This is a genomic window from Nocardioides panacihumi, assembly GCF_039530925.1.
Lineage (GTDB): Bacteria > Actinomycetota > Actinomycetes > Propionibacteriales > Nocardioidaceae > Nocardioides > Nocardioides panacihumi.
Genome location: NZ_BAAAPB010000002.1, coordinates 953,258 through 975,715 on the forward strand (window position 1 = coordinate 953,258; position 22,458 = coordinate 975,715).

Sequence of the window (22,458 nt, forward strand, 5' to 3'; positions counted from 1 at the left end):
CCGACTCGGCGTCAGGGTCGTAGCTCGTCGTACTCGCCCGTCGTGGCGACGATGCGCGAGATGAGGCCGGTCCCGCGCCGGTAGGTCTCGCGGCTGACGCCGCCCGGTGTCAGCGCCGAGGTCACATCGATCTGGACCTGGTCCCCGTCGACCTCGACGACGGTCGCGACATCCTCCACCACGCCCGGGAGGTACGCCGTCCGGTAGCCGTCGCCCGTCCGCGGAGTCGCGGCCATGGCCAGCCCGGCCTGCGCGCCTCCCTGGCCGGCCCGCCAGCCCCCGGCCGCCCCCTCGTGGCCGAACCACCAGACGTTCCCGTGGGTGTCCTGCGCGTAGTAGTCGGTCGTCACCTCGCTCCCCAAGGTCTCGCGCACCGCCGTCGTCGCCACACCGGCCACGTCGACACGGCCGGGCAGCACCGCGACGGTCCGGGTGGCATCGGGCAGCGTCGGGCGCGTGACCTTGTAGGTCAGCGTCGTGCCGGATCTGAGCGGAAGCCACGGGTTGTCCACGGTGGCGGTGAAGTCGGCCGGCGCGGGGCTGGGCGTCGGGATCGTCAGCTCGTCCACGCCCGCGGGGTCGTAGGACCGGGCGAACGTCCCGCAGCCTCCCGAGACCAGGCCCAGGCCGGTCGACACGAGGAGGGCGGCGAGCGTCCGGCGTACGAGCACCACGCAAGCATGCCCTGGGCGGAGCGCGCTCCGTGCGTGGACGCCCTGTTGCGGGGGTCACGGCTCCGCTACGGTGCTGGACGTGAGCAATCCCCTCAAGGTGGCGGTCACCGGTGCCGCCGGTCAGATCGGTTACAGCCTGCTCTTCCGCATCGCGTCCGGCGCGCTCGGCGGTGATCGCGAGGTGGAGCTCCGGCTCCTCGAGATCACCCCGGCGCTCAAGGCCCTCGAGGGCGTCGTCATGGAGCTCGACGACTGCGCCTTCCCGCATCTGGCCGGCATCGAGATCGGCGACGACCCCAAGCAGGTCTTCGACGGCGTGGAGCTCGCGCTCCTCGTCGGAGCCCGACCGCGCAGCGCGGGCATGGAGCGCAAGGACCTGCTGGAGGCCAACGGCGCGATCTTCACCGCCCAGGGCCGCGCGCTCAACGAGTCGGCGGCCGACAACGTGCGGATCCAGGTGACCGGCAACCCCGCCAACACCAACGCGCTCATCACCGCGGCCAACGCCCCTGACATCCCGCGCGACCGCTTCTCGGCCCTGACCCGTCTCGACCACAACCGCGCTCTCGCGCAGCTCGCCCGCAAGACCGGTGTGCCGGCCCACGACATCACCCGGATGACGATCTGGGGCAACCACTCCGCGACGCAGTATCCCGACCTCTTCCAGACGCTCGTCGGCGGTCGCCCCGCGACCGAGCTCGTCGAGCAGGACTGGATCGAGAACGACTTCATCCCGACCGTCGCCAAGCGCGGCTCCGCCATCATCGAGGCGCGTGGGCTGTCGTCGGCGGCCTCCGCGGCGTCGGCGACGATCGACGCCGCACGCAGCTGGCTCTTCGGCACGCCCGCCGACGACTGGCAGTCGATGGCGGTCGTCTCCGACGGCTCCTACGGCGTGCCCGAGGGCCTCGTGTCCTCGTTCCCCGTCACCACCGAAAGCGGGCGCTGGCACATCGTCGAGGGACTCGAGATCGGCGAGTTCTCGCGGTCGAGGATCGACGCCTCGGTCGCCGAGCTGCAGGAGGAGGCGGACGCCGTCCGAGCGCTCGGCCTGGTCTGAGCCCGGCCCCGGCCCTCCGCGTCAGGAGGGCTGGTCAGGGATGGTGCTCGCGAGGATCCAGAGGGCCACGCCCATCACGGCGAGCAGCGAGCAGTCCAGGGCCCGGCCGCGTACGGCGAGCATGCCGGCGTCTCGCGCCGGCAGCACCAGCCGCAGCCCTGCCGCGGCCACCAGCGCGCCGGAGATCACGTGCACTCCCCCGCGCCAGTGGCCCGTGGCCGTGACGGCGAGCCCGACGACGACGGCTGCGAGGACACCGAGGTAGAGCGCGCCGCCGATCGTGGACGGGTAGCGACGCTCGTGGCCGTCGATGCGCGTCGGCTCCTGGACGCCGGCAGCGACGAGCTCGGCCTCGACCTCCTCAGGGGAGGGAACGCCACCCGGCTCCGCCGGGGACTCCTCGCTGTCGTGCACGATCGTCACGCGGGACCCTTCGCCGTCTCCGCCAAGCCCTTCTCGGCGTTGATCACGATGTTGGAGAGCAGCATGGCACGTGTCATGGGCCCGACGCCGCCGGGGTTGGGCGACACCCAGCCCGCGACGTCCCACACGTCGGGTGCGAGGTCGCCGGCGATCTTGCCGTCGACACGGCTCACGCCCACGTCGAGCAGCGCCGCACCCGGCTTCACCATGTCGGCCGTGATGATCCCCGGGACGCCCGCGGCGGCCACGACAATGTCGGCACGGCGGGTGTGCGCGGCGAGGTCGCGGGTGCCGGTGTGGCACAGCGTCACGGTGGAGTTCTCCGAGCGCCTGGTGAGCAGCAGCCCGAGCGGACGCCCGACCGTGACACCGCGTCCGACGACGACGACCTCGGCGCCGTCCAGCTCGACACCGTGGCGGCGGAGCAGCTCGACGATGCCGTACGGCGTGCACGGCAGCGGCGCCTCCTCGCCCAGGACGAGCCAGCCGAGGTTCGTCGGGTGCAGCCCGTCGGCGTCCTTCGCCGGGTCGATCAGGCCGAGGACGCGGTTCTCGTCGATCCCCTTCGGCAGCGGCAGCTGCACGATGTAGCCGGTGCACGCCGGGTCCTCGTTGAGGGTCCGGACCGCGTCCTCGATCTCGTCCTGGGTCGCGGTGGCCGGGAGGTCGATGCGCAGGGACTCGATGCCGACCTCGGCGCAGTCCTTGTGCTTGCCGTTCACGTACCACGTCGAGCCCGGGTCGTCGCCGACCAGGATCGTGCCCAGGCCGGGCCGGACACCCTGCGCGTGGAGCGCCGCCACGCGGGCAGCGAGCTCCCCCTTGATGGCGGCGGCCGTTGCCGTGCCGTCGAGCCTCTGCGCGGTCATGATTTCCTCTCGTTCCCTGGGAGCGACGTTAGCGGGCGGGTTGCGGTCTGCCTGGCGTGCCGAGTCGGCGCAGTACGGTCCTCGCTTCGCTCCGGTCCGTCTCCGCCGACTCGGCGCGGTTCCACTTCGCTTCGCTCAGTGGAAGAAGTGGCGGGTGCCGGTGAAGTACATCGTGACGCCGGCCGCCTTGCATGCCTCGATGGTGAGCTCGTCGCGCACGGAGCCGCCCGGCTGGACGATCGCCCTCACGCCCGCGTCGAGCAGGATCTGCGGGCCGTCCTCGAACGGGAAGAACGCGTCCGAGGCCGCGACCGCGCCCCGCGCCCGCTCCGCGTCGCCCTGTGTCGAGCTGGCCAGGGTGTTCGCACGCTCGACCGCGAGCCGGCAGGAGTCGACCCGGTTGACCTGCCCCATGCCGATGCCGACCGACGCGCCGTCCTTGGCGAGCAGGATGGCGTTCGACTTGGCCGCGCGGCAGGCCTTCCACGCGAAGGCGAGGTCGGCGAGGGTCTGCTCGTCGGCAGCCTCGCCCGTCGCCAGCGTCCAGGTGGTCGGGTCGTCGCCCGGTGCGTCGACGTGGTCGACGGTCTGCATGAGGAGTCCACCGGAGATCGGGCGGGTCTCGACGGGCGAGCCACCGCCCGTCGGAGCGACCAGGATCCGGATGTTCTTCTTCTGCGCCAGGATCTCGACAGCGCCCTCGTCGTACGCCGGGGCGACGATGACCTCGGTGAACACCTCGGCGACCTGGCGGGCCATCTCGACGCTCACCGGACGGTTCGCGGCGATCACGCCGCCGAAGGCGCTGACCGGGTCGCACTCGTGGGCGCGGCGGTGCGCCTCGGCGATGTCGGCGCCGACGGCGATGCCGCAGGGGTTCGCGTGCTTGATGATCGCGACGGCGGGCTCCGCGAAGTCGTTGGCGGCGCGGCGGGCGGCGTCGGTGTCGACGTAGTTGTTGTACGACATCTCCTTGCCGTGCAGCTGCTCGGCCTGCGCCAGACCCGCCGGACCGAAGCCGTTGAGGTAGAGCGCGGCCTTCTGGTGCGGGTTCTCGCCGTAGCGCAGCACGGCGGCCTTGTCGTAGGTGCCGCCGATCCAGGCCGGGAAGCCGGTCCCGTCGCTGGTGTCGGTCAGGACCGACCCCATCCAGGACGCCACGTGGACGTCGTACGTCGCCGTGTGCACGAACGCCTTGGCAGCGAGCGCCTTGCGCTCGTCGTAGGTGAAGCCTCCGGCGCGCGCGGCCTCGAGGGCGCGGCCGTAGTCCGCGCCGTCGGTGATGATCGCGACGCTCGGGTGGTTCTTGGCCGCGGCCCGGACCATCGAGGGCCCGCCGATGTCGATCTTCTCGATGATCTCCTCGGCGGTGCCGCCGCCGGCGACCGTCGCGACGAACGGGTAGAGGTTGACGACCACCATGTCGAACGGCTCGACGCCGAGCTCCTCGAGCTGCGCGACGTGGGAGTCCAGGCGGCGGTCGGCGAGGATGCCGGCATGCACCCGCGGGTGCAGCGTCTTCACGCGCCCGTCGAGGCACTCGGGGAATCCGGTCAGGTCCTCGACCTTGGTGACGGGGAGACCTAGCCCGTCGATGAGGGCGGCCGAGCCGCCGGTCGAGACCAGCTCCACGCCGGCCTCGTGCAGGCCACGGACGAGCTCCTCCAGCCCCGTCTTGTCGTAGACGGACACCAGGGCCCGCCTGATTGCGATCCTGTCCTGCTGACCAGCCATCAGCGACTCACTCCTCATCGGTCGTCGGTCGACGAGGGGCACCCAGGCGGACGATGCCTTCTCACACACTCCCCGGTGGTCGCCCACCCGCGCCAGTCGTGTGCGCCCATCGTAGGGATTCAGGGCCGCCCGAAGCGAACCCGCCGGCCCTCGACCCTCAGGCCCTCGCGGGCGATGCGGCCGATGCTGTCGACGAGCATGTGCCGCTCGGCGACCTTGATCCGCTCGTGCAGCGTCTCCGCGGTGTCGTCGTCCTCGACCGGCACCGCACGCTGGGCGACGATGGCACCGGTGTCGACACCCGCGTCGACCACGAAGAGCGTGCAGCCGGTGACCTTCACGCCGTAGGCCAGCGCGTCGGCGGGGCCCTGCGTGCCGGGGAACGACGGGGACAGCGCGGGGTGGGTGTTGAGCGTGCGACCGCCGAAGCGGGCGAGGAAGACCGGCCCGACCAGCTTCATGAAGCCGGCCAGCACGACGAGGTCGGGCTCGTGCTCGGCCACCGCCTCCGTCAGCACGGCGTCCCACTCGGGGCGGGTCGCGTGGTCCTTGAGGCGGCGTACGAAGGTCGGGACGCCCGCCTTCTCCGCGCGCTCGAGCGCCAGGATCTCGTCGCGGTCGGCGCCGACGGCGACCACCTCGGCGCCGTACGCCGGGTCGCGGCACGCGTCGAGCAGGGCCTGGAGGTTGCTGCCGGAACCGGAGACGAGGACGACGAGCCGCACGGCGTTCGATCCTAGTCGCGTTGGAGCGACCGGCGCTGCCACCAGGTCGTCGCGAGGCCGGCCAGGAGCCCGCCCACCCCGAACGCGAGGACGGCGCGGACGCACGCGTCGAGGGCGTACGGCGCCACGTCGGCCATCCGACCGGGACCGACCGCCCCGCCGGCGAGCCCGGCCAGGATGCCGAACGCGACACCGGCGCAGACGCCGCCCGCCAGGCCGCGGATCGCACCCTCGTCCCAGCGGGTCGTCGGGTGCCGTCGCTGAGCGCGGATCGCGCCGACCGCTCCCGTGAGCGGCGCCAGCAGCACCAGCCACGAGGTCCAGGCGGGAGTGCTGCCCGCATCGGGCAGCGCGGCGAGCAGCGGGAACATCGGCATCGGTCCGAGGACGACGGCCCCGGGGCTGACGAGGGTGCCGACGCCGACGGTGAAGCCGGGGCCGAGGAGGTAGGAGCCGGAGAAGAGCGTGGCGTTGGGCAGGACGGTCGCGGTCAGCAGCGTGTAGAGGGTGCTCGCGCCCGCATCGGTGTGGAGCTGCGACATGACGTTGGCCGCCGTGCTCCAGTCGACCGCGAGGCTGATCAGGAGCACCAGGAGGCTCACCGTCAGCCAGGCGAGCAGGGTGGCCCGCGCGCCGGCCGCGGCCGCGCGGATCGTCGGGGGCAGCCACGCCAGCGCGATGGAGGCACGGCCCGACCCGACGGCGATGCCGGTGCCGCCGACCAGGGCCGACAGCAGGATCGCCCAGAACGTCGCCCGCGGCACGTCGAGCGCCGTCGCCGCGGAGCCGGCCACCGAGGCGGTGACGAGCGTCGTGACGACGTACCCGAGCGTGAAGAGGAGCGTCGCCAGCGGCACCGTCCAGTCGCGCTCACCGTCGGCGATCCGGTCGGCGTCCGGCCCGTGGCCGGAGATCGAGTCGCCGACCCGGTTGCCGACCCTCCACAGCGCCCAGCCGACGACCAGCGTCAGCCCCAGCGGGACGAGGGTGATGGCCGAGCCCTGCACGTGCACACCGGAACCGTGCGCCATCAGCCACGCGACGGCGCCGGCGCGGAGGGCGTCGCGCGGGGCTCCGTGCGCGCCCGCGTCGGTGAGGAACCAGCCGATGACGCCGACCGCGAGGCAGACCACGAGGGTCGCCGCCGCCGCCGCGATGCCGCCGAGCGTCGCCACCACGACCAGCGGTCGCCGGTGGCGCAGATCGGCGCTGACCTGGTCCGAGGTGCGGGCCGGGGGCGGGAGCAGAGAAGTCATCCCGACCATGATCGCCGCCGGAACAGGCCGGGACGGCGCGGCACGCCGGGAGGGGGTGGATCGCGACGATCCGTCCCGGGCTGGAACTCCCGGGTAGCCTGTCGGTTGCTCATGAGGAACAAGACAGACCCCGACGCGTTCGAGACGTTCTACAAGGACGTCCGAGGTCGACTCCTCCTCCAGACCTGGGCGCTGACCGGCGACCTGCCTGCCGCGCAGAAGGCCGTGCGCGACGCCCTCGTCATCGGGTGGCACCACTGGCGCAAGATCAGCCGCCTGGAGGACCCCGAGAGCTTCGTGCGGCCCCAGGCCTGGTCGCGCGCCCTGCGTCGGCACACCGCCCGTCCGTTCCACCGCGAGCGCGGCTTCGACGAGGGCATCCGCGCCACGCTGGCGGCGCTCGCGAAGCTCCCGCTGCTGCAGCGCAAGGTGCTGCTTCTCGCCCACCTCACCACGCTGCCGCTGGACCAGCTCGCCCGCGAGGCGGGGATCACCCAGGCGCGGGCCGAGCGCGAGCTGCAGGCGGCGACCGCCGCGTTCGCGCTGGCGCGCAACGTGCCCACGACGAGCATCCTCGGCCTCTTCGAGCCGATGGCGGCCGAGCTGCGCGACCTGCGCTGGCCGCGTCCGACCATCCTCACGCGCGCCGGCACCGGCCGGCGCCGGTTGCACACGGCGGTCGGCGGCGCGATCGCCCTGGTCGCGTTCCTCGGCTCCGGCGTGCTGGTGACGGACGCGAACGGCGTACGACCCAGGCTCGACGCACTCAGCCTGCACACCCCGCCGTCGGCCGCTCCGGCCAAGGCGTACCCCCTCACGACCGACGACCTGATCAGCGGCGCGCAGGTCGGCGCCGTCCTCGGCGGGTCCTGGACCACCGAGATGACGTCGGACAACACCGACGGCGACGGGCTGGTCCTCCCCTGCCAGCAGCAGCGGTTCGCCGACCGGTCGCCGCGTGCCGCGCTGATGCGCACCCTCGTCTCCGGCGACAAGCTGTCGGTCGGCCAGTCGACGGAGGTCTCGGCGACGCCGGCCACGGCGCACGCGGCGTACGCCGCGTCCCTGAAGTGGTACGCCGCCTGCCGCGAGCCGCGCCTGCAGCTGCTGTCCACCCGGCAGGTCGCCGGTCTCGGGGACGAGGCCACCCTCGTCGAGCTCCGCGACTGGAACACGCCCGGGCGGTCGATCGTGGCGAGCGTCGCCCGCACCGGCGTGCTCACCACGACGATCGTCAGCGAGCAGCCCGCACCCGGCAAGCAGTCGGTCCGCACCAACACGGGTCTGCTCGCCCAGGCGGTCGGGCAGCTGTGCGGACTGCCCGACGGCGGCACCTGCGCGGGCACCCCGAAGCTCCGCGAGATCGACCCGATCCCGACCGGCGACCACCCGGCCATGCTCGACGAGGTCGACCTGCCGCCGGTCAGGACCGTGGCCCAGCCCTGGATGGCGACGGCGCCGAAGTCAGCCACCACCAACCTCGCCGCGACCCGCTGCGACCAGTCGGTCTTCCACCGCAAGGGCGTCACGGGCGACCTCACCCGCTCCTTCGTCATCCCCACCGCCAAGCTGCCACCGCAGTTCGGGCTGACCCAGACGGTCGGCTCCTTCGGCACCGCCAAGGCGGCGACCAAGTTCGTCGACGGCACTCGGGCGGCCCTCGCCGCGTGCCCGAAGAAGGACATCGGCACGAAGGTGAGCGTCGTCGAGAACGTCGCCTCTCCGGCCCGCGACCTCACCAGCTGGCGCCTGAGCGTCGAGATCTCCGACAAGTCGTCGGTCATCTTCCTGATGGCGATCATGCGCGAGGGCGACAACGTCGCACAGGTCGGCTTCGTGCAGTCCGGCGCGGCCACGATCACCGACGCCGAGTTCGCCGCGCTGACCCACCGTGCCGCGGACCGGCTTCGCCAGCTCGGCTGACCCCGACCCGGCGCTACTGCACCCACAGACGATAGAACGGCCCGCTCGTCGAGCGGGCCGTTCGTGTCTCGCGGCGCACAAGCGCGACTCGACGGGTGTCAGATGCTCTGCAGGATCTCCCGCATGAGCGCGGCGGTCTCGGACGGCGTCTTGCCGACCTTCACGCCGACGGCCTCGAGCGCGTCCTTCTTCGCCTGGGCGGTGCCGGCGGAGCCGGACACGATGGCGCCGGCGTGGCCCATCGTCTTGCCCTCGGGAGCGGTGAAGCCCGCGACGTACCCGACGACGGGCTTGGTGATGTTCTCCTTGATGTAGGCGGCCGCACGCTCCTCCGCGTCGCCGCCGATCTCGCCGATCATCACGATCGCCTTGGTCTCCGGGTCGTCCTGGAAGGCCTGCAGCGCGTCGATGTGCGTGGTGCCGACGATCGGGTCGCCACCGATGCCGATGGCCGTGGAGAAGCCGAGGTCACGCAGCTCGTACATCATCTGGTACGTCAGCGTGCCCGACTTCGACACCAGGCCGATCGGGCCCTTGTCCGTGATGGTGTGCGGCGTGATGCCGGCCAGCGACTCGCCCGGCGTGATGATGCCGGGGCAGTTCGGGCCGATCATGCGGGTCGACTTGCCGTCGAGGTAGGACCACACCTCGGCGGTGTCCTGCACCGGGACGCCCTCGGTGATGACCACGAGCAGGCCGATGCCGGCGTCGATGGCCTCGATGCAGGCGTCCTTGGTGAACGCCGGCGGCACGAAGACGACCGAGACGTCGGCACCGGTCTCGGCCATCGCCTCCTTGACCGTGCCGAACACCGGCAGGGTCACGTCGTTGCCCTCGTGGTCGGCGTGGGTCACCGTCGTGCCGGCCTTGCGCGCGTTGACGCCACCGACGATCTGGGCGCCCGAGTCGAGCATCAGCGCGGTGTGCTTGGCACCCATGCCGCCCGTGATGCCCTGGACGATGATCTTGCTGTCCTTGTTGAGGTAGATGCTCATCTGTTTCTTCTCCCCGGCCTCAGGCGTTGGCCAGCTCGGCAGCCTTGTCGGCGCCGCCGTCCATGGTCTCGACAACGGTCACGAGCGGGTGGTTGCGCTCGTTGAGGATCTGGCGGCCGAGCGCGACGTTGTTGCCGTCGAGCCGGACGACGAGCGGCTTGGTCGCCTCGTCGCCGAGGATGTCGAGCGCACCGACGATGCCCTTGGCGACCTCGTCGCAGGCGGTGATGCCGCCGAAGACGTTGACGAACACCGCCTTCACCTGGGTGTCGTGGAGGATGACGTCGAGACCGTTGGCCATGACCTGCGCGTTGGCGCCGCCGCCGATGTCGAGGAAGTTGGCAGGCTTCACCCCGCCGTGCTTCTCACCGGCGTACGCGACGACGTCGAGGGTGCTCATCACGAGGCCCGCGCCGTTGCCGATGATGCCGACCTGGCCGTCGAGCTTGACGTAGTTGAGACCGAGGTCCTTGGCCTTCGCCTCGAGCGGGTCGGCCTCCTCGCGGATCTCGAACTCCTCGTGGTCCGGGTGGCGGACCTCGGAGGCGTTGTCGTCCAACGAGACCTTGCCGTCGAGGGCCTCGAGCTTGTCACCGGCCAGGCGGGCCAGCGGGTTCACCTCGACGAGGGTGGCGTCCTCCTCGACGAAGACCTTGTAGAGCGCCTGGATCAGCTCGACGGCCTGCTCGAAGACCGGCTCGGGGAACTTCGCCTCGGCGGCGATCTCGCGGGCCTTGGCCTCGTCGACGCCCTTGCCCGGGTCGATGCCGATCTGCTTCACGGCGTCGGGGTTGGTCTTCGCGACCTCCTCGATCTCGACACCACCCTCGACCGACGCGATGCAGAGGTACTGGCGGTTCGAGCGGTCCAGCAGGAAGGAGAAGTAGTACTCCTCCTCCGGCGGGGTCGCGGGGGTCACCAGGACCCGGTTGACCGTGAGCCCCTTGATCTCCATGCCGAGGATGTTGCTGGCATGCAGGTAGGCGTCGTCAGCGGTCTTGGCGATCTTGACGCCACCGGCCTTGCCACGGCCGCCGGCCTTGACCTGGGCCTTGATGACGGTCACGCCGCCCATCTGCTCGGCCGCGGCCTTCGCCGCGTCAGCGGTCTCGACGACCACTCCGAGGGTGGTCGCAACACCATGCTTGGCGAAGAGCTGCTTCGCCTGGTACTCCATCAGATCCACTGATCCACCAATGCTTCTAGGGTTCGTTGTCGTCGGAGCCGCGAAGCCGGGTCGCGCCCGGCAGCAGGTGGCTCTGGCGGTGGGATGTCCTCGAGGCACACTAGACGTGACCGCCCCGTAGGACGAGTGCAGGGGGCCTCGAGGTGATGCACGCCATAGTGGATGCGCTCCCATCAACGGCCTGGGCACAAGGTCCCGATTACTGCCGAAGCGGTTCCCGACAGGGACTGCTGTCTCCCAGAATCGGGCACTGGTCCCGATTTCAGCGGTCCTGGGACGTCCGCTAAGGTCGGTGCTCGCCGTCTGAACCCCGAGCAGCGGAGTGTTGAAACGTGAGTGACGCCCGAGTGGACATGGTCGGTCATGACCGACTTCCCTCGGAGCCGGTGACCCCGTACGTCGGCAAGCGCGCCCGCCGCGACGTCCTCGTGGACGAGCAGCCGGCCCAGCCCGTTCAGCCGTACGTCGGTCGCCGCGCCTCCCGCCCCGCTGCTGACGCCGCACCGGTCCCGGCCCCGGTTCCTGCCACGCCGTACGTCGGCCGGCGGATGGCCTCCCCCGTCGCTGCGACGCCGGCCCCCGTCGAGATCGCCGCCCCGCCGGTCGTCGAGCCCGTCGCTGAGCCGGTCGTGGCCCCGGCGGCCCGACCGGAGGTCGCCTTCGTCAAGCCCGTCGCGCCCGTCGCGCTCCTGGAGGTGCCGGCGGCCCGCGCGGCCGACTGGAACCTGTTCGCCACCGAGTCCCCCGAGGACACCGGCCAGCTGCCGTTCGCGCTGACCGAGGCGTTCACCGGCACGCTGCCGCGGATCGACGCCCTGCCCGGCACCGACTTCAGCTTCGACACGACCACCTCGATGCCTGCCGTCAAGGCCGGCAAGCGGGTCCGGGCCGCCTCACGCCGCTCGCACCTGCGGCTCCTCCCGTCGCTGCCCGCCCTCGTCGGCGTCGCCGCCCTGGCTGTCGCAGGCTTCGGTGCGCTCACCGCCGGCAAGACGGACCTGGTCCGTGCCGAGGCCGGGCCGCTGCGCCAGGCGGGCGCCCTGACCGGCACCAGCGCCGTCGCCACCGTCGGCGACCGCGCCGTCGCGGTGAGCCGCGGCGCCGGCCGCACCGACGCCAACTCGGCCGCACGGGCCCACGAGAGCGCTCTCGAGGCCATCAACAAGAAGGCCTCCGGCTGGGCGGTCGTGCTCAAGAAGAACCAGTGGCAGCTGCCGATCACGCCGGGCGCCTACCACCTCACCGCCGGCTTCGGCGACTACGGCCTCTGGGCCCACCTCCACACCGGGCTCGACTTCGCGGCGCCGACCGGCACCCCGATCCACGCGATCTCCAACGGCGTCATCTCCTCGGCTCAGTTCGACGGCGCGTACGGCAACAAGACCGTCGAGACGCTCGAGGACGGCACCGAGCTCTGGTACTGCCACCAGGTCCAGTTCGGCGTGACCCCCGGCCAGAAGGTCCACGCCGGCGACGTCATCGGGTTCGTCGGATCGACCGGTCACGTCACCGGCCCCCACGTCCACATCGAGGTCCGCCCCGGCGGCGGCGACCCGGTGGACCCCTACCCCGCCCTCGTCGCGCACGGCCTCCAGCCCTGACGTTCTGTCGGGCGCTGGCTGTGTTGCCGGCGCTCGACGACCGCGCCGAGACGTCAATCCGTAGGGTCCGAAACGTCAATCGCTCAACGCGAGGCTGGCGAGAGCGGCTCAACCGCGTGAGCGATTGACGTTTCGGACCCTACGGATTGACGTCTCGGCGTCAGAGTTTCTCGACCGGGGCGTAGCGGAGCAGCAGCCGCTTGACGCCCGAGGAGCCGAAGTCGATCGAGGCGACCGCCTTGTCGGCCGCGCCCTCGACCGAGACGACGGTGCCGAGGCCGAACGAGTTGTGGGTGACCCTGTCACCGGGCTCCAGCGACGGCACGTCCCGCGCCGGCTTCGACTTGCTCGCCGCGTCGGCGCGAAGAGCGGCCGAGGAGAAGTTGCGGCGGCCGCGGTCCGTCGGGGTGCCGATGCCGGACGACCAGGAGGTCGACTCCTGCCGCGACCAGCGCGTCTGGTCGGCCACCGTCCGCTTCCAGTCGACGAGGTCGACGGGGAGCTCGTTGAGGAAGCGGCTGGGCGGGTTGTGCATCGGGGCGCCCCACGCGGATCGGACGAGCGCGTGCGAGAGGAAGAGCCGCTCACGGGCGCGGGTGATGCCGACGTACGCCAGGCGGCGCTCCTCCTCGAGCTCCGTCCCGTCCCCCAGTGCGCGCGAGTGCGGGAAGACACCGTCCTCCAGGCCGGTGAGGAAGACGACGGGGAACTCGAGCCCCTTCGCCGTGTGCAGCGTCATCAGGGTGACGACGCCTTCGCCGTCCTCGGGGATCTGGTCGGAGTCCGCCACGAGCGCGACCCGCTCCAGGAAGTCGACGAGACCCGGCGCGACGATGCCCGCATCGACGTCGGCGGGGTCGGCGGACGGGCCCGCGACCGGGTCGTCGGAGAACTCGCGGGCCACCGCGACGAGCTCGGCGAGGTTCTCCACGCGGGTGGCGTCCTGCGGGTCGTCGGAGGCCTCGAGCTCGTCGAGGTAGCCCGAGCGCGCGAGCACCGACTCGAGCACCACGTCGGCCCGCTCGCCGGCGTCGACCATCGACATGAGCTCCTCCATCACCGCGACGAACGCGCGGATGTTGGTGAGCGAGCGGGTCGCCAGGCCGGGGGCGTCGTCGGCGCGACGCAGCGCCTCCCAGAAGGTCAGGCCGTCGCGCTCGGCGAGCGCGTTGACGCAGGCCACGGCGCGGTCGCCGATGCCGCGCTTGGGCGTGTTGACGATGCGGCGCAGTGAGACCTGGTCGGCCGGGTTCGCCAGCGTTCGGAGGTAGGCGAGCGCGTCGCGGACCTCGCGCCGCTCGTAGAAGCGCACCCCACCGACCACCTTGTAGGGCTGGCCGGTCCGGATGAACACCTCCTCGAAGACGCGCGACTGCGCGTTGGTCCGGTAGAAGACCGCGACGTCGGACGCGACCCGGCCGCCGTCGACGAGCTTGTCGATCTCGTCGGAGACGAACCGCGCCTCGTCGTGCTCGTCGTCGGCGACGTAGCCCACGACGCGGTCGCCCTGCCCCGCGTCGCTCCACAGCCGCTTCGGCGGCCGGCCCTTGTTGTGGTCGATCACGGCGTTGGCGGCGGTGAGGATGGTCTGGGTGGAGCGGTAGTTCTGCTCCAGCAGGATCGTCGTCGCGTTGGGGAAGTCCTGCTCGAAGTCGAGGATGTTGCGGATGTTGGCACCGCGGAAGGCGTAGATGGACTGGTCGGCGTCGCCGACGACCATCAGCTCGGCGGGCTCGACCCTCTCCCCGTCCAGCTCCTCGGGGTTGTCGGCGCACAGCTCGTGGACCAGCGCGTACTGCGCGTGGTTGGTGTCCTGGTACTCGTCGACCAGCACGTGGCGGAACCGCCGCCGGTAGGTCTCGCGCACCTCCGGGAACTCCCGCATCAGGTGCACCGTCGTCATGATCAGGTCATCGAAGTCGAAGGCGTTCGCCTCGCGCAGCCGACGCTGATACAGCTTGTACGCCGCCGCGTAGGTCTCCTCGAGGCCGTTGCGTGCGTCCTTCGCCGCGTCGTCGGGGTCGCGCAGCTCGTTCTTCTGGTCCGAGACCCAGTTCAGCAGCTGGGCCGGCTGGTAGCGCTTCGCGTCGAGGTCGAGGTCGTTGCACACCAGCGTCATGAGGCGCTTGGAGTCGGCCGCGTCGTAGATCGTGAAGCTCGACTTGTAACCGATCCGCTCCACCTCCTTGCGGAGGATGCGCACGCAGGCGGAGTGGAACGTGGAGACCCACATGATCCGCGCACGACCGCCGACCAGGTGCTCCACGCGCTCCTTCATCTCCGCGGCGGCCTTGTTGGTGAAGGTGATCGCGAGGATGCTGCCGGGATGAGCCTTGCGCTGGCTGATCAGCCAGGCGATGCGGCGGGTGAGGACCCGCGTCTTGCCGGAGCCTGCACCGGCGACGACGAGCAGCGGCGCGCCCTCGTGGACGACCGCTGCTCGCTGAGGCTCGTTGAGGCCCTCGAGCAGCTCCTCGGGCGAGGGGCCCGTGCGGGCAGGCCGCTCCGGGCGCTGGACGGCGAAGGACTCGAGGCCGGGAATGATGCTCATGCTGGGCTCCAGCCTAGTTGCCGGGACGGACATCGCCGGCCTCGGCGACCGGTCCGGGCGAGGCGTCCGGAGTCGGCTCGGGGAATGACCGCGAGAGATTGAAGGTTCAACAGCCGTGAAGAAGATCGGGTTCCTGTCCTTCGGTCACTGGACGCCGTCGCCGCAGTCGCAGACGCGGTCGGCGGCCGACGTGCTCCACCAGTCGATCGACCTCGCTGTCGCCGCCGAGGAGGTGGGCGCGGACGGCGCGTACTTCCGGGTGCACCACTACGCCCGCCAGCTCGCCAGCCCCTTCCCGCTGCTCGCGGCCGTCGGCGCGCGCACGTCGCGCATCGAGATCGGGACGGGCGTTATCGACATGCGCTACGAGAACCCGATGTACATGGCCGAGGACGCCGGCGCCGCCGACCTCATCGCCGACGGCAGGCTGCAGCTCGGCGTGAGCCGGGGCAGCCCGGAGCAGGTCATCGAGGGCTGGCGCTACTTCGGCTACTCCCCCGCCGAGGGCGAGAGCGACGCCGACATGGGCCGTCGCCACACCGAGGTGCTGCTCGAGGTGCTCAAGGGCGAGGGCTTCGCACGGCCGAACCCGCGGCCGATGTTCGCCAACCCGCCCGGCCTGCTGCGGCTCGAGCCGCACTCCGAGGGGCTGCGCGAGCGGATCTGGTGGGGCGCCGGCTCGGACTCCACCGCCCGCTGGGCCGCGGAGCTCGGGATGAACCTGATGAGCTCCACCCTCAAGGAGGACGAGTCGGGCGAGCCGTTCCACGTCCAGCAGCGCAAGCAGATCGACGTCTTCCGCGATGCGTGGAAGGAGGCCGGCCACGAGCGCGAGCCGCGGGTCTCGGTGAGCCGGTCGATCATGCCGATCGTCACCGACCTCGACGCGATGTACTTCGGCGGCGAGGGCGAGTCCCACGACCAGGTCGGCGTCATCGACGACTTCCGCGCGATCTTCGGACGGACGTACGCCGCCGAGCCCGACAAGCTCGTCGAGCAGCTGCGTGACGACGAGGCCATCGCGGCCGCCGACACGGTGCTGCTCACCGTCCCCAACCAGCTCGGCGTCGACTACAACGCCCAGCTGCTCGAGAACATCGTCAAGCACGTCGCGCCCGGCCTCGGCTGGCGCTGACGGTCCCCCACCCCCCCCAGCAGAAGGAGCCACGCGTGTCCACCATCGCTGTCATCGGAGGCACCGGCTACACCGGCACGAACATCGCCCGCGAAGCCGTCTCGCGCGGCCACGAGGTCATCTCGTGGAGCCGCTCCGTCCCGGCCACGCCGGTCGACGGGGTGCGTTACGAGACGGGCGACGCGGCCGACGCCGTCGCCATCATCCCGGGTGCCGACGTCGTCGTGCTGACGCTGTCGCCGCGCGGCGAGACGGCCGGCCGCCTGATCGAGCTCTACCCGACGTACGCCGCCGCTGCCGCCGAGGCCGGGGCCCGACTGATCATGGTCGGCGGCTTCTCCTCGCTGCGGCCCGCGCCCGGCGAGCCGCGATTCGCCGAGGGCGAGATCCCGGAGCAGTTCCGCGAGGAGGCGCTCGAGGGCGACGCGACCCGGCAGTGGCTCGCCACGTCGGCCCCCGCGGAGCTGGACTGGGTGTTCGTGAGCCCCGCCGGCGCGTACGGGGCCTGGGCACCCGGCGAGAAGACCGGCGTCTATCGCGTCGGCGGCGAGATCGCGCTCTTCGACGACGAGGGCAAGTCAGAGATCTCCGGCCCCGACCTCGCCGACGCGATCGTCAACGAGATCGACCGCGCAGAGCACCACCGGGCGCACATCTCGGTCGCGTACTGAGCGGACGTCATACGAGGTGGTCGCCCAGGCAACCACCCCGTATGACGTCCTGGTCCGTCAGTAGGAGCCGTGGACCGGGTGCCAGAAGATGGCGACGGCGACGTTCAGCACCGTCAGGCCCAGCAGCGTCGCCCACAGTGCCTGGGAGATGCGCTCCTTGCGCATGTTCATCATGACCAGCGCGAGGATCACCAGGCCGACGACGAGCTTGACGGCGACCTTCCAGTGCCAGCTGGCGTCCGGGTCGGTCTGACCCTCGATGACGCCGACCAGCAGCAGGCCGGCGACCACGGCGGTGCCCGCGCCGTCGCGCATCAGCGAGTTGACCCGCTTGACGGGCTCGCGGGCCTGGATGACCAGGCCGCCGAAGAGCGCGGCGAAGCCGAGCAGGTGGAGCAGCAGCAGGACGAGGCGGACGATCTCCATGAGCCGCACCCTAGTGGGGCGGGTTCAGCCGAGCGCGAGCCGGGCGGCGATCGCGAGCATCGTCAGGCCGATGAGCACGTCGAGCACCCGCCAGGCGGCGGGCCGGCCGAGGAGCGGCGCGGCGAGTCGGGCGCCGTAGCCGAGGCCTGAGAACCACAGGACGCTGGCCGTCGCGGCGCCGAGGGCGAACCACCAGCGGCCGTCCGGCCCGTGGGTGTTGGCGATCGAGCCCAGCAGCAGGACCGTGTCGAGGTAGACGTGCGGGTTGAGCCACGTGAGCAGCAACGCCGTGAGGAGGACCCGCCCCGAGGCACGCTCGTCGGCCGCCAGGCCACCGGGGTGCGCAGCGCGGCGCAGAGAGCTGACGCCGTACCAGACCAGGAAGGCGACGCCGACCCAGCGCACCACGTCGAGGACGAAGCCGGCGCGGTCGACGATCACGCCGATCCCCGCGACGCCGGCCACGATGAGGACGACGTCGGACAGCGCGCAGACCAGGACGACGGTGCCCACCCTGTCGCGTCGCAGCCCCTGACGCAGCACGAACGCGTTCTGCGCTCCGATCGCGACGATCAGGGAGAGCCCGGTCAGCAGGCCGGGTACGACGGCACTCACGCCGCCCGACGGTAGACGTCGTGGCGGCGTCGTCGACCTGCGGGTGGCCTCGAGGTCGCTTCCGTGGCACATGAAGCCGGACGTCGTACGAGGTGGTCGCCCGAGCAACCGACGCGTCTGACGTCCGGGGGGAGGATCAGAGCAGCCGGCGGTCGTTCGCCCAGCGCGTCAGCTCGTGGCGCGAGGAGAGCTGCAGCTTGCGCAGCACGCTTGACATGTGGGTCTCGACGGTCTTGATCGAGATGAACAGCTCGCGCGCGACCTCCTTGTAGGAGTAGCCGCGTGCGATCAGCCGCATGACCTCCCGCTCCCGCTCGGTCAGCCGGTCGAGGTCCTCGTCGACGCTGGCCACGTCGATGGCCCCGGCGAACGCGTCCAGCACGAACCCGGCCAGCCGCGGGCTGAAGACCGCGTCCCCCGTCGCCACCCGGTGGATCGCGGCGACGAGCTCGGGCCCGGTGATCGTCTTGGTGACGTAGCCGCGCGCGCCGCCGCGGATCGTCCCGATGACGTCCTCGGCGGCGTCGGAGACCGACAGCGCGAGGAAGAGCGGCCCCGGCGCGCGACGCATGACCTCGACGCCCCCGCCGCCGGGCAGGTGCACGTCGAGCAGCACCACGTCGGGTCGCTGCGACGAGATCGCGGCGACAGCGGTCTCCACGTCCTCCGCCTCCGCGACCACGCTGACGGTGGGGTCCGCGTCGAGCTCGGCACGCACGCCGCGGCGGAACATGGCGTGGTCGTCGACGACCAGCACCTTGACGACGTCAGTCATGGGACTCCTCCAGGGGAAGGGAGAGGTGCACCTCGGTGCCCTCGCCGGGGGTGGAGCGTACGTCGGCCGAGCCGCCGTGTCGCGTCATGCGGTCGACGATCGAGTCGGCGAGTCCGTGCCGGTCCTCCGGGACCGCGCCCGGGTCGAAACCGACACCGCGGTCGCGGACGAACACCTCGACGAGCGGCGGCGTGATCTCGGCGTACACGTCGACCCGGTCGACGCCCGCGTGCTTGGCGGCGTTGACGATCGCCTCCCGTGCCGCCGCCACGACCGGCCGCGCCGCCTCCGAGAAGGGACGGTCACCGACGACCACGACGTCGACCGCGACCCCGTGGCTGTCCTCCACCTCGGCGGCAGCGCCGCGGAGGGCGGCCGCGACGGTGTCGGCGGTCGTCGACTCCCCCGCGTAGAGCCATGCGCGCAGGTCGCGCTCCTGGGCACGTGCCAGGCGCGCGACCGCCGGCCCGTCGGAGGAGTTCTTCTGGATCAGCGCGAGGGTCTGAAGCACCGAGTCGTGCAGGTGAGCGGCGACGTCGGCGCGCTCCTGGGTCCGCACCCGCTCGGCGCGCTCGGCGGACAGGTCGGACCCGAGCCGGTGGATCCACGGGCCGATGACGACGACGAGGCCGACCACGCCGAGCAGGCCTGCGAGCGTGAGGTCGCGCGCCATGCTGAGCGACCCGCCCCGCAGGGCGAAGAAGCCGAAGGAGACGACCACCAGCACGACACCGGCGGCCACGCGGGCGTACGACGCCCAGCCGCCGCTGCCGAAGACGACCCGACGCGGGTCGATCCGTCCGGTCGTGTCCAGCCAGCGCTCGCGCTGCGCCTCGTCCGCCTGCCGCCACAGCAGGGTCACACCGGCGACCCCGAGCGCGATCGGGACGAGCACGAGACCCTGCCCGAAGATGGCCTCGACGACCAGCAGCGCCCCGAAGCCCAGCGCGGCCAGGGCGATGGCCGGCCCGGCGTCGGCCAGGCGCCTGATCCGGCGCGGGCGACGGCCGCCGCGCGTGGCACTCTCGCCACCGGGCGTGGAGGTCTCGAAGGCCGAGTCGGCGGGCAGGACGAGCCACAGGGCGGCGTACAGGAAGACGCCGAGGCCGTGCAGGCAGGCGGCGAGCACGAATCCCGCGCGGACCCACAGCACTGGCCACCCGAGGTGGCGGGCGATGCCGGCGGCAACCCCACCGAGGACCGGGTTCTCGGTGTCTCGGACCGCTTTGCGGATCCGGGGCGACGGCTGAGGAGCGATGCTTGTCATGACAGGGTCAATCGTCACACGCGCGGGACGCGCCGACCATGAGGTTCGACCCCGGCCCGACCCTGACCGACACCCCGGGGCTCGGGCGAGAGATCAGGGCTGTCCCCGATGGTGGTGGAGCCAGCGCACCAGCAGAGTTGGCGCCATGAGCACCACCGACACCCCGCCGCCGACCGACAGCGGCCCGCGCATCTCCGGCGACGAGGCCCGCGATCTCGGCCGCCTGCGCCGCACCACCAAGGCCAGCCCGGAGGGCCGCCACATCGCCGGAGTCGGCGGCGGCCTGGCCCGCCACTTCGACGTCGACCCTGTCATCGTGCGTGTCGCGCTCGTGGTGCTCGTCTTCTTCGGCGGCGCCGGTCTGCTGCTGTACGGCGCCGGCTGGCTGTTCGTCCCCGAGGAGGGGTCGGACCACGCCACGGTGCAGCTCGACGACCGCAACCGGTCCCTCGCGCTCTACGTCGCGGCCGCCCTCGCCGCGCTGGCGCTGCTCGGCGACACCATCGGCCGCTTCGACTTCCCGTGGCCGGTAGCCATCATCGCGCTGATCGTCCTGGTGGTGCTGAGCAAGCGGGACCGGTTCCGGCTCGCCCAGCGTCCGCCTGAGCAGGGGCCGGCCCAGCCTCCGGTCGGTGCCGACGGCACCGTCACGTACGACGCGCCGATCGGCCCGCTCCCGTACGACGCCGCGACCGCTCCGGTCGGGCCACCGCCGGCCACCGTTCCGGCGTACGTCCCCGTGCCCAACCCGCGCCGGCGCGGCCCGATCCTGTTCTGGTTCACCCTGGCGCTGATCGTCCTGGCCGAGGGCACGCTCGCCATCATCGACGCCGCCGGCGCGTCGGTGGCCGACCCGGCCTATCCGGCACTGGCGGTCGGGATCACGGGCGCGATGCTCGTCCTGGGCGCCTTCTGGGGCCGCGCCGGCGGGCTGATCCTCATCGGCCTGATCGCGACGACGGCACTGGCAGGCAGCGTGGCGGCGCAGGAGTACGACGGCAACGACCACCGCATCCATGCCACGCCCCACACCGCTGCCGACGTCCAGGACAGCTACCACCTCGACGCCGGGGAGCTCGTCGTCGACCTGACCGAGGTGAGCGACCCGGCCGCCATGGACGGCCGCACCATCGTCCTGAAGGGTGGCGTGGGCAAGGTGACGCTCGTCGTGCCCGATGACTGGGGCGTCGGCGTGACCGCTCGCGCCGGCGTCGGCAACGTGAAGGTGCTGGACACCGGGGAGAACGGCGGCTTCGGCATCGACTACTCGGCCCACCACACGGGCAGCGCAGGAGCGCCGGACATCGAGGTCAACGCCCACGTGGGCATAGGCGCCGTCGAGGTCCTCGACGAGACCGACTACCAGCCGTGGAGGAACTGATGAGCGAGCAGACCGAGCAGACCCTCGAGCAGAGGATCGAGTCCGGCTGGCACCCGGTCAGCATCGGGCACCTGGTGATGGGACTGGCGTTCCTGGGCTTCGTGGGCGCCTGGGCGCTGGTGCAGACCGACGTCGTCACCGGCGACGACATCCGGTGGCTGCTGCCGATCCCGTGGCTGGTCGCCGGCGCGGTCGGCCTGGGAGCGGTGGCGATCTCCGGCGCCCGTCGCCACGGCGTACGTCGCGATCGCCCCTAGGCGATCGTCGCGAGCATCGCCCGCGCCTCGACCGCGACGGAGGCGTCGTCGGTGAAGATGCCGTCGACGCCGGCGTCGAGGAACGCGCGGGCCTGCTCGACGCCTCCGCGCAACGTCCAGACGAAGACCCGCAGACCGGCCCGGTGCGCCTCGGCGACCAGGCCGGTCTCGGTCGTCTCGCCGTCCAGCACCAGCCGGCGGGCCGGGCCGATCGCGTCGGCGTACGCCGCGACGCCGTGGAGGCTGAACCGCTGCCCGACGTCCACGAGCTGCACCAGCGGCAGCTGTGTCATCGCCGAGACCGCCCGCAGGAACGTGTCGTCGAACGACTGCAGCCAGAGCCGGTGGCCGGGCCGGTCGAGCCCGTGGTCGCGCAGGGTCGCGAGCACGGCGCCGGCCATGGGGAGCCCGACCGAGGCGAAGTACGACGGGTGCTTGACCTCGACGTGCAGGCCGATCCGGCGGCCGGCCCGCGCCGACTCGTCCGCGACGAGGAGGAGCAGCTCGTCGAAGGTCGGGATCCGGTCGCTCGGCATCGGCGCGTTCAGCGTCCGCAGCTCGGCGAGCGTGAAGTCGTCGACGAACCAGCCCTCCATCAGCCGCCCGTCGATCACCTTGCGCGTGCGTCTGCGGGCGAACTCGGGCCGAAAGGGCACGTCGGTCGTCCGGCTCAGCTCCGGGTCGTGGCTCACGACGAGCACACCGTCACGACTCATGACGAGGTCTGCCTCGAGCGCGTCGGCACCGAGCCGGACCGCCAGGCGGTAGGACGCGAGCGTGTTCTCGGGCAGATGGCCGGGGGCGCCGCGGTGTCCGATGACGAGGGGGCTCATGCTCACACGGTCCGCACCCGGGATGACCAGCCGGCCGCCGCGACCTGAACCCCGGGTGACGCTTGGGCGAGCCTTGGGCACGGATCGGCGAGAATGCGCAG

The 22,458-nt window shown here is 71.9% G+C and carries 21 protein-coding genes and 1 riboswitch; of the genes, 7 read left to right on the top strand and 14 right to left on the bottom strand.

What is annotated here, in order from left to right:
* Positions 1-11: 11 nt before the first annotated feature.
* Positions 12-674 carry a hypothetical protein gene (locus ABD205_RS13805; RefSeq protein WP_344045578.1) on the bottom strand — a complete coding sequence of 221 codons (663 nt, stop codon included), beginning with the start codon at positions 672-674 and terminating at the stop codon, positions 12-14.
* A 79-nt stretch (positions 675-753) separates the two neighbouring features.
* On the opposite strand from ABD205_RS13805, the gene ABD205_RS13810 reads away from it, so the two are divergent.
* Positions 754-1,734 (top strand): malate dehydrogenase, encoded by a 981-nt coding sequence (locus ABD205_RS13810; protein WP_344045580.1) that lies wholly within the window; start codon positions 754-756, stop codon positions 1,732-1,734.
* A 21-nt stretch (positions 1,735-1,755) separates the two neighbouring features.
* On the opposite strand, the gene ABD205_RS13815 is transcribed toward ABD205_RS13810, so the two are convergent.
* The 5 genes from ABD205_RS13815 to ABD205_RS13835 form a co-directional block, all read right to left on the bottom strand.
* Positions 1,756-2,157: a DUF3017 domain-containing protein gene (locus ABD205_RS13815; protein ID WP_344045582.1), complete on the bottom strand. Its 402-nt coding sequence runs from the start codon at positions 2,155-2,157 to the stop codon at positions 1,756-1,758.
* Positions 2,154-3,026, bottom strand: coding sequence for a bifunctional methylenetetrahydrofolate dehydrogenase/methenyltetrahydrofolate cyclohydrolase (locus ABD205_RS13820; RefSeq protein WP_344045584.1), 873 nt, complete (start codon positions 3,024-3,026; stop codon positions 2,154-2,156). The genes ABD205_RS13815 and ABD205_RS13820 overlap by 4 nt, the downstream gene beginning before the upstream one ends.
* 135 nt (positions 3,027-3,161) lie before the next feature.
* A complete protein-coding gene (purH, locus tag ABD205_RS13825) occupies positions 3,162-4,760 on the bottom strand; it encodes a bifunctional phosphoribosylaminoimidazolecarboxamide formyltransferase/IMP cyclohydrolase (protein WP_344045586.1) in 1,599 nt (532 codons plus the stop codon).
* Positions 4,761-4,793: 33 nt separating this feature from the next.
* Positions 4,794-4,870, bottom strand: a riboswitch (ZMP/ZTP riboswitch).
* Between the two features lie 9 nt (positions 4,871-4,879).
* On the bottom strand, positions 4,880-5,485 hold the full coding sequence (gene purN, locus ABD205_RS13830; protein WP_344045588.1) for a phosphoribosylglycinamide formyltransferase: 606 nt from the start codon (positions 5,483-5,485) through the stop codon (positions 4,880-4,882).
* 11 nt (positions 5,486-5,496) lie between these two features.
* The gene (locus ABD205_RS13835) at positions 5,497-6,741 is read right to left on the bottom strand and encodes a cell division protein PerM (RefSeq protein ID WP_344045590.1); all 1,245 of its coding nucleotides are present in this window, start codon (positions 6,739-6,741) and stop codon (positions 5,497-5,499) included.
* A 111-nt stretch (positions 6,742-6,852) separates the two neighbouring features.
* Here ABD205_RS13835 and ABD205_RS13840 point away from each other — a divergent pair, with 111 nt between their 5' ends.
* Positions 6,853-8,664: an RNA polymerase sigma factor gene (locus tag ABD205_RS13840; RefSeq protein WP_344045592.1), complete on the top strand. Its 1,812-nt coding sequence runs from the start codon at positions 6,853-6,855 to the stop codon at positions 8,662-8,664.
* Between the two features lie 98 nt (positions 8,665-8,762).
* Here ABD205_RS13840 and sucD read toward each other — a convergent pair whose 3' ends face one another.
* Together sucD and sucC are read right to left on the bottom strand one after the other, a co-directional pair.
* The gene (gene sucD, locus ABD205_RS13845; protein ID WP_344045594.1) at positions 8,763-9,659 is read right to left on the bottom strand and encodes a succinate--CoA ligase subunit alpha; all 897 of its coding nucleotides are present in this window, start codon (positions 9,657-9,659) and stop codon (positions 8,763-8,765) included.
* Positions 9,660-9,678: 19 nt separating this feature from the next.
* The gene (sucC, locus tag ABD205_RS13850) at positions 9,679-10,845 is read right to left on the bottom strand and encodes an ADP-forming succinate--CoA ligase subunit beta (protein ID WP_344045596.1); all 1,167 of its coding nucleotides are present in this window, start codon (positions 10,843-10,845) and stop codon (positions 9,679-9,681) included.
* 332 nt (positions 10,846-11,177) lie between these two features.
* On the opposite strand from sucC, the gene ABD205_RS13855 reads away from it, so the two are divergent.
* On the top strand, positions 11,178-12,446 hold the full coding sequence (locus ABD205_RS13855; protein ID WP_344045598.1) for a M23 family metallopeptidase: 1,269 nt from the start codon (positions 11,178-11,180) through the stop codon (positions 12,444-12,446).
* Positions 12,447-12,606: 160 nt separating this feature from the next.
* On the opposite strand, the gene pcrA is transcribed toward ABD205_RS13855, so the two are convergent.
* Entirely contained in the window at positions 12,607-14,997 is a 2,391-nt protein-coding gene (pcrA, locus tag ABD205_RS13860) for a DNA helicase PcrA (RefSeq protein WP_344045600.1), read from the bottom strand.
* A 115-nt stretch (positions 14,998-15,112) separates the two neighbouring features.
* Between pcrA and ABD205_RS13865 the strand changes: the two genes are divergently transcribed.
* Positions 15,113-16,132 (top strand): LLM class flavin-dependent oxidoreductase, encoded by a 1,020-nt coding sequence (locus ABD205_RS13865; protein WP_344045601.1) that lies wholly within the window; start codon positions 15,113-15,115, stop codon positions 16,130-16,132.
* A 35-nt stretch (positions 16,133-16,167) separates the two neighbouring features.
* Positions 16,168-16,803 carry an NAD(P)-dependent oxidoreductase gene (locus ABD205_RS13870; RefSeq protein WP_344045603.1) on the top strand — a complete coding sequence of 212 codons (636 nt, stop codon included), beginning with the start codon at positions 16,168-16,170 and terminating at the stop codon, positions 16,801-16,803.
* Positions 16,804-16,860: 57 nt separating this feature from the next.
* Here ABD205_RS13870 and ABD205_RS13875 read toward each other — a convergent pair whose 3' ends face one another.
* From ABD205_RS13875 to ABD205_RS13890, 4 genes are all read right to left on the bottom strand, one after another.
* Positions 16,861-17,229 (bottom strand): hypothetical protein, encoded by a 369-nt coding sequence (locus ABD205_RS13875; RefSeq protein ID WP_344045604.1) that lies wholly within the window; start codon positions 17,227-17,229, stop codon positions 16,861-16,863.
* Between the two features lie 24 nt (positions 17,230-17,253).
* The gene (locus ABD205_RS13880) at positions 17,254-17,844 is read right to left on the bottom strand and encodes a LysE/ArgO family amino acid transporter (RefSeq protein ID WP_344045605.1); all 591 of its coding nucleotides are present in this window, start codon (positions 17,842-17,844) and stop codon (positions 17,254-17,256) included.
* Between the two features lie 136 nt (positions 17,845-17,980).
* The gene (locus ABD205_RS13885) at positions 17,981-18,619 is read right to left on the bottom strand and encodes a LuxR C-terminal-related transcriptional regulator (RefSeq protein ID WP_344045606.1); all 639 of its coding nucleotides are present in this window, start codon (positions 18,617-18,619) and stop codon (positions 17,981-17,983) included.
* A complete protein-coding gene (locus ABD205_RS13890) occupies positions 18,612-19,886 on the bottom strand; it encodes an ATP-binding protein (RefSeq protein WP_344045608.1) in 1,275 nt (424 codons plus the stop codon). The genes ABD205_RS13885 and ABD205_RS13890 overlap by 8 nt, the downstream gene beginning before the upstream one ends.
* A gap of 145 nt (positions 19,887-20,031) precedes the next feature.
* On the opposite strand from ABD205_RS13890, the gene ABD205_RS13895 reads away from it, so the two are divergent.
* Both ABD205_RS13895 and ABD205_RS13900 read left to right on the top strand, forming a co-directional pair.
* Entirely contained in the window at positions 20,032-21,267 is a 1,236-nt protein-coding gene (locus tag ABD205_RS13895; protein WP_344045609.1) for a PspC domain-containing protein, read from the top strand.
* On the top strand, positions 21,267-21,524 hold the full coding sequence (locus ABD205_RS13900) for a hypothetical protein (RefSeq protein ID WP_344045610.1): 258 nt from the start codon (positions 21,267-21,269) through the stop codon (positions 21,522-21,524). The genes ABD205_RS13895 and ABD205_RS13900 overlap by 1 nt, the downstream gene beginning before the upstream one ends.
* On the opposite strand, the gene ABD205_RS13905 is transcribed toward ABD205_RS13900, so the two are convergent.
* Complete coding sequence (locus tag ABD205_RS13905; RefSeq protein WP_344045611.1) at positions 21,521-22,357, bottom strand: glycerophosphodiester phosphodiesterase family protein; 837 nt, start codon at positions 22,355-22,357, stop codon at positions 21,521-21,523. The two genes, ABD205_RS13900 and ABD205_RS13905, sit on opposite strands and share 4 nt — an antisense overlap.
* Positions 22,358-22,458 lie beyond the last annotated feature (101 nt).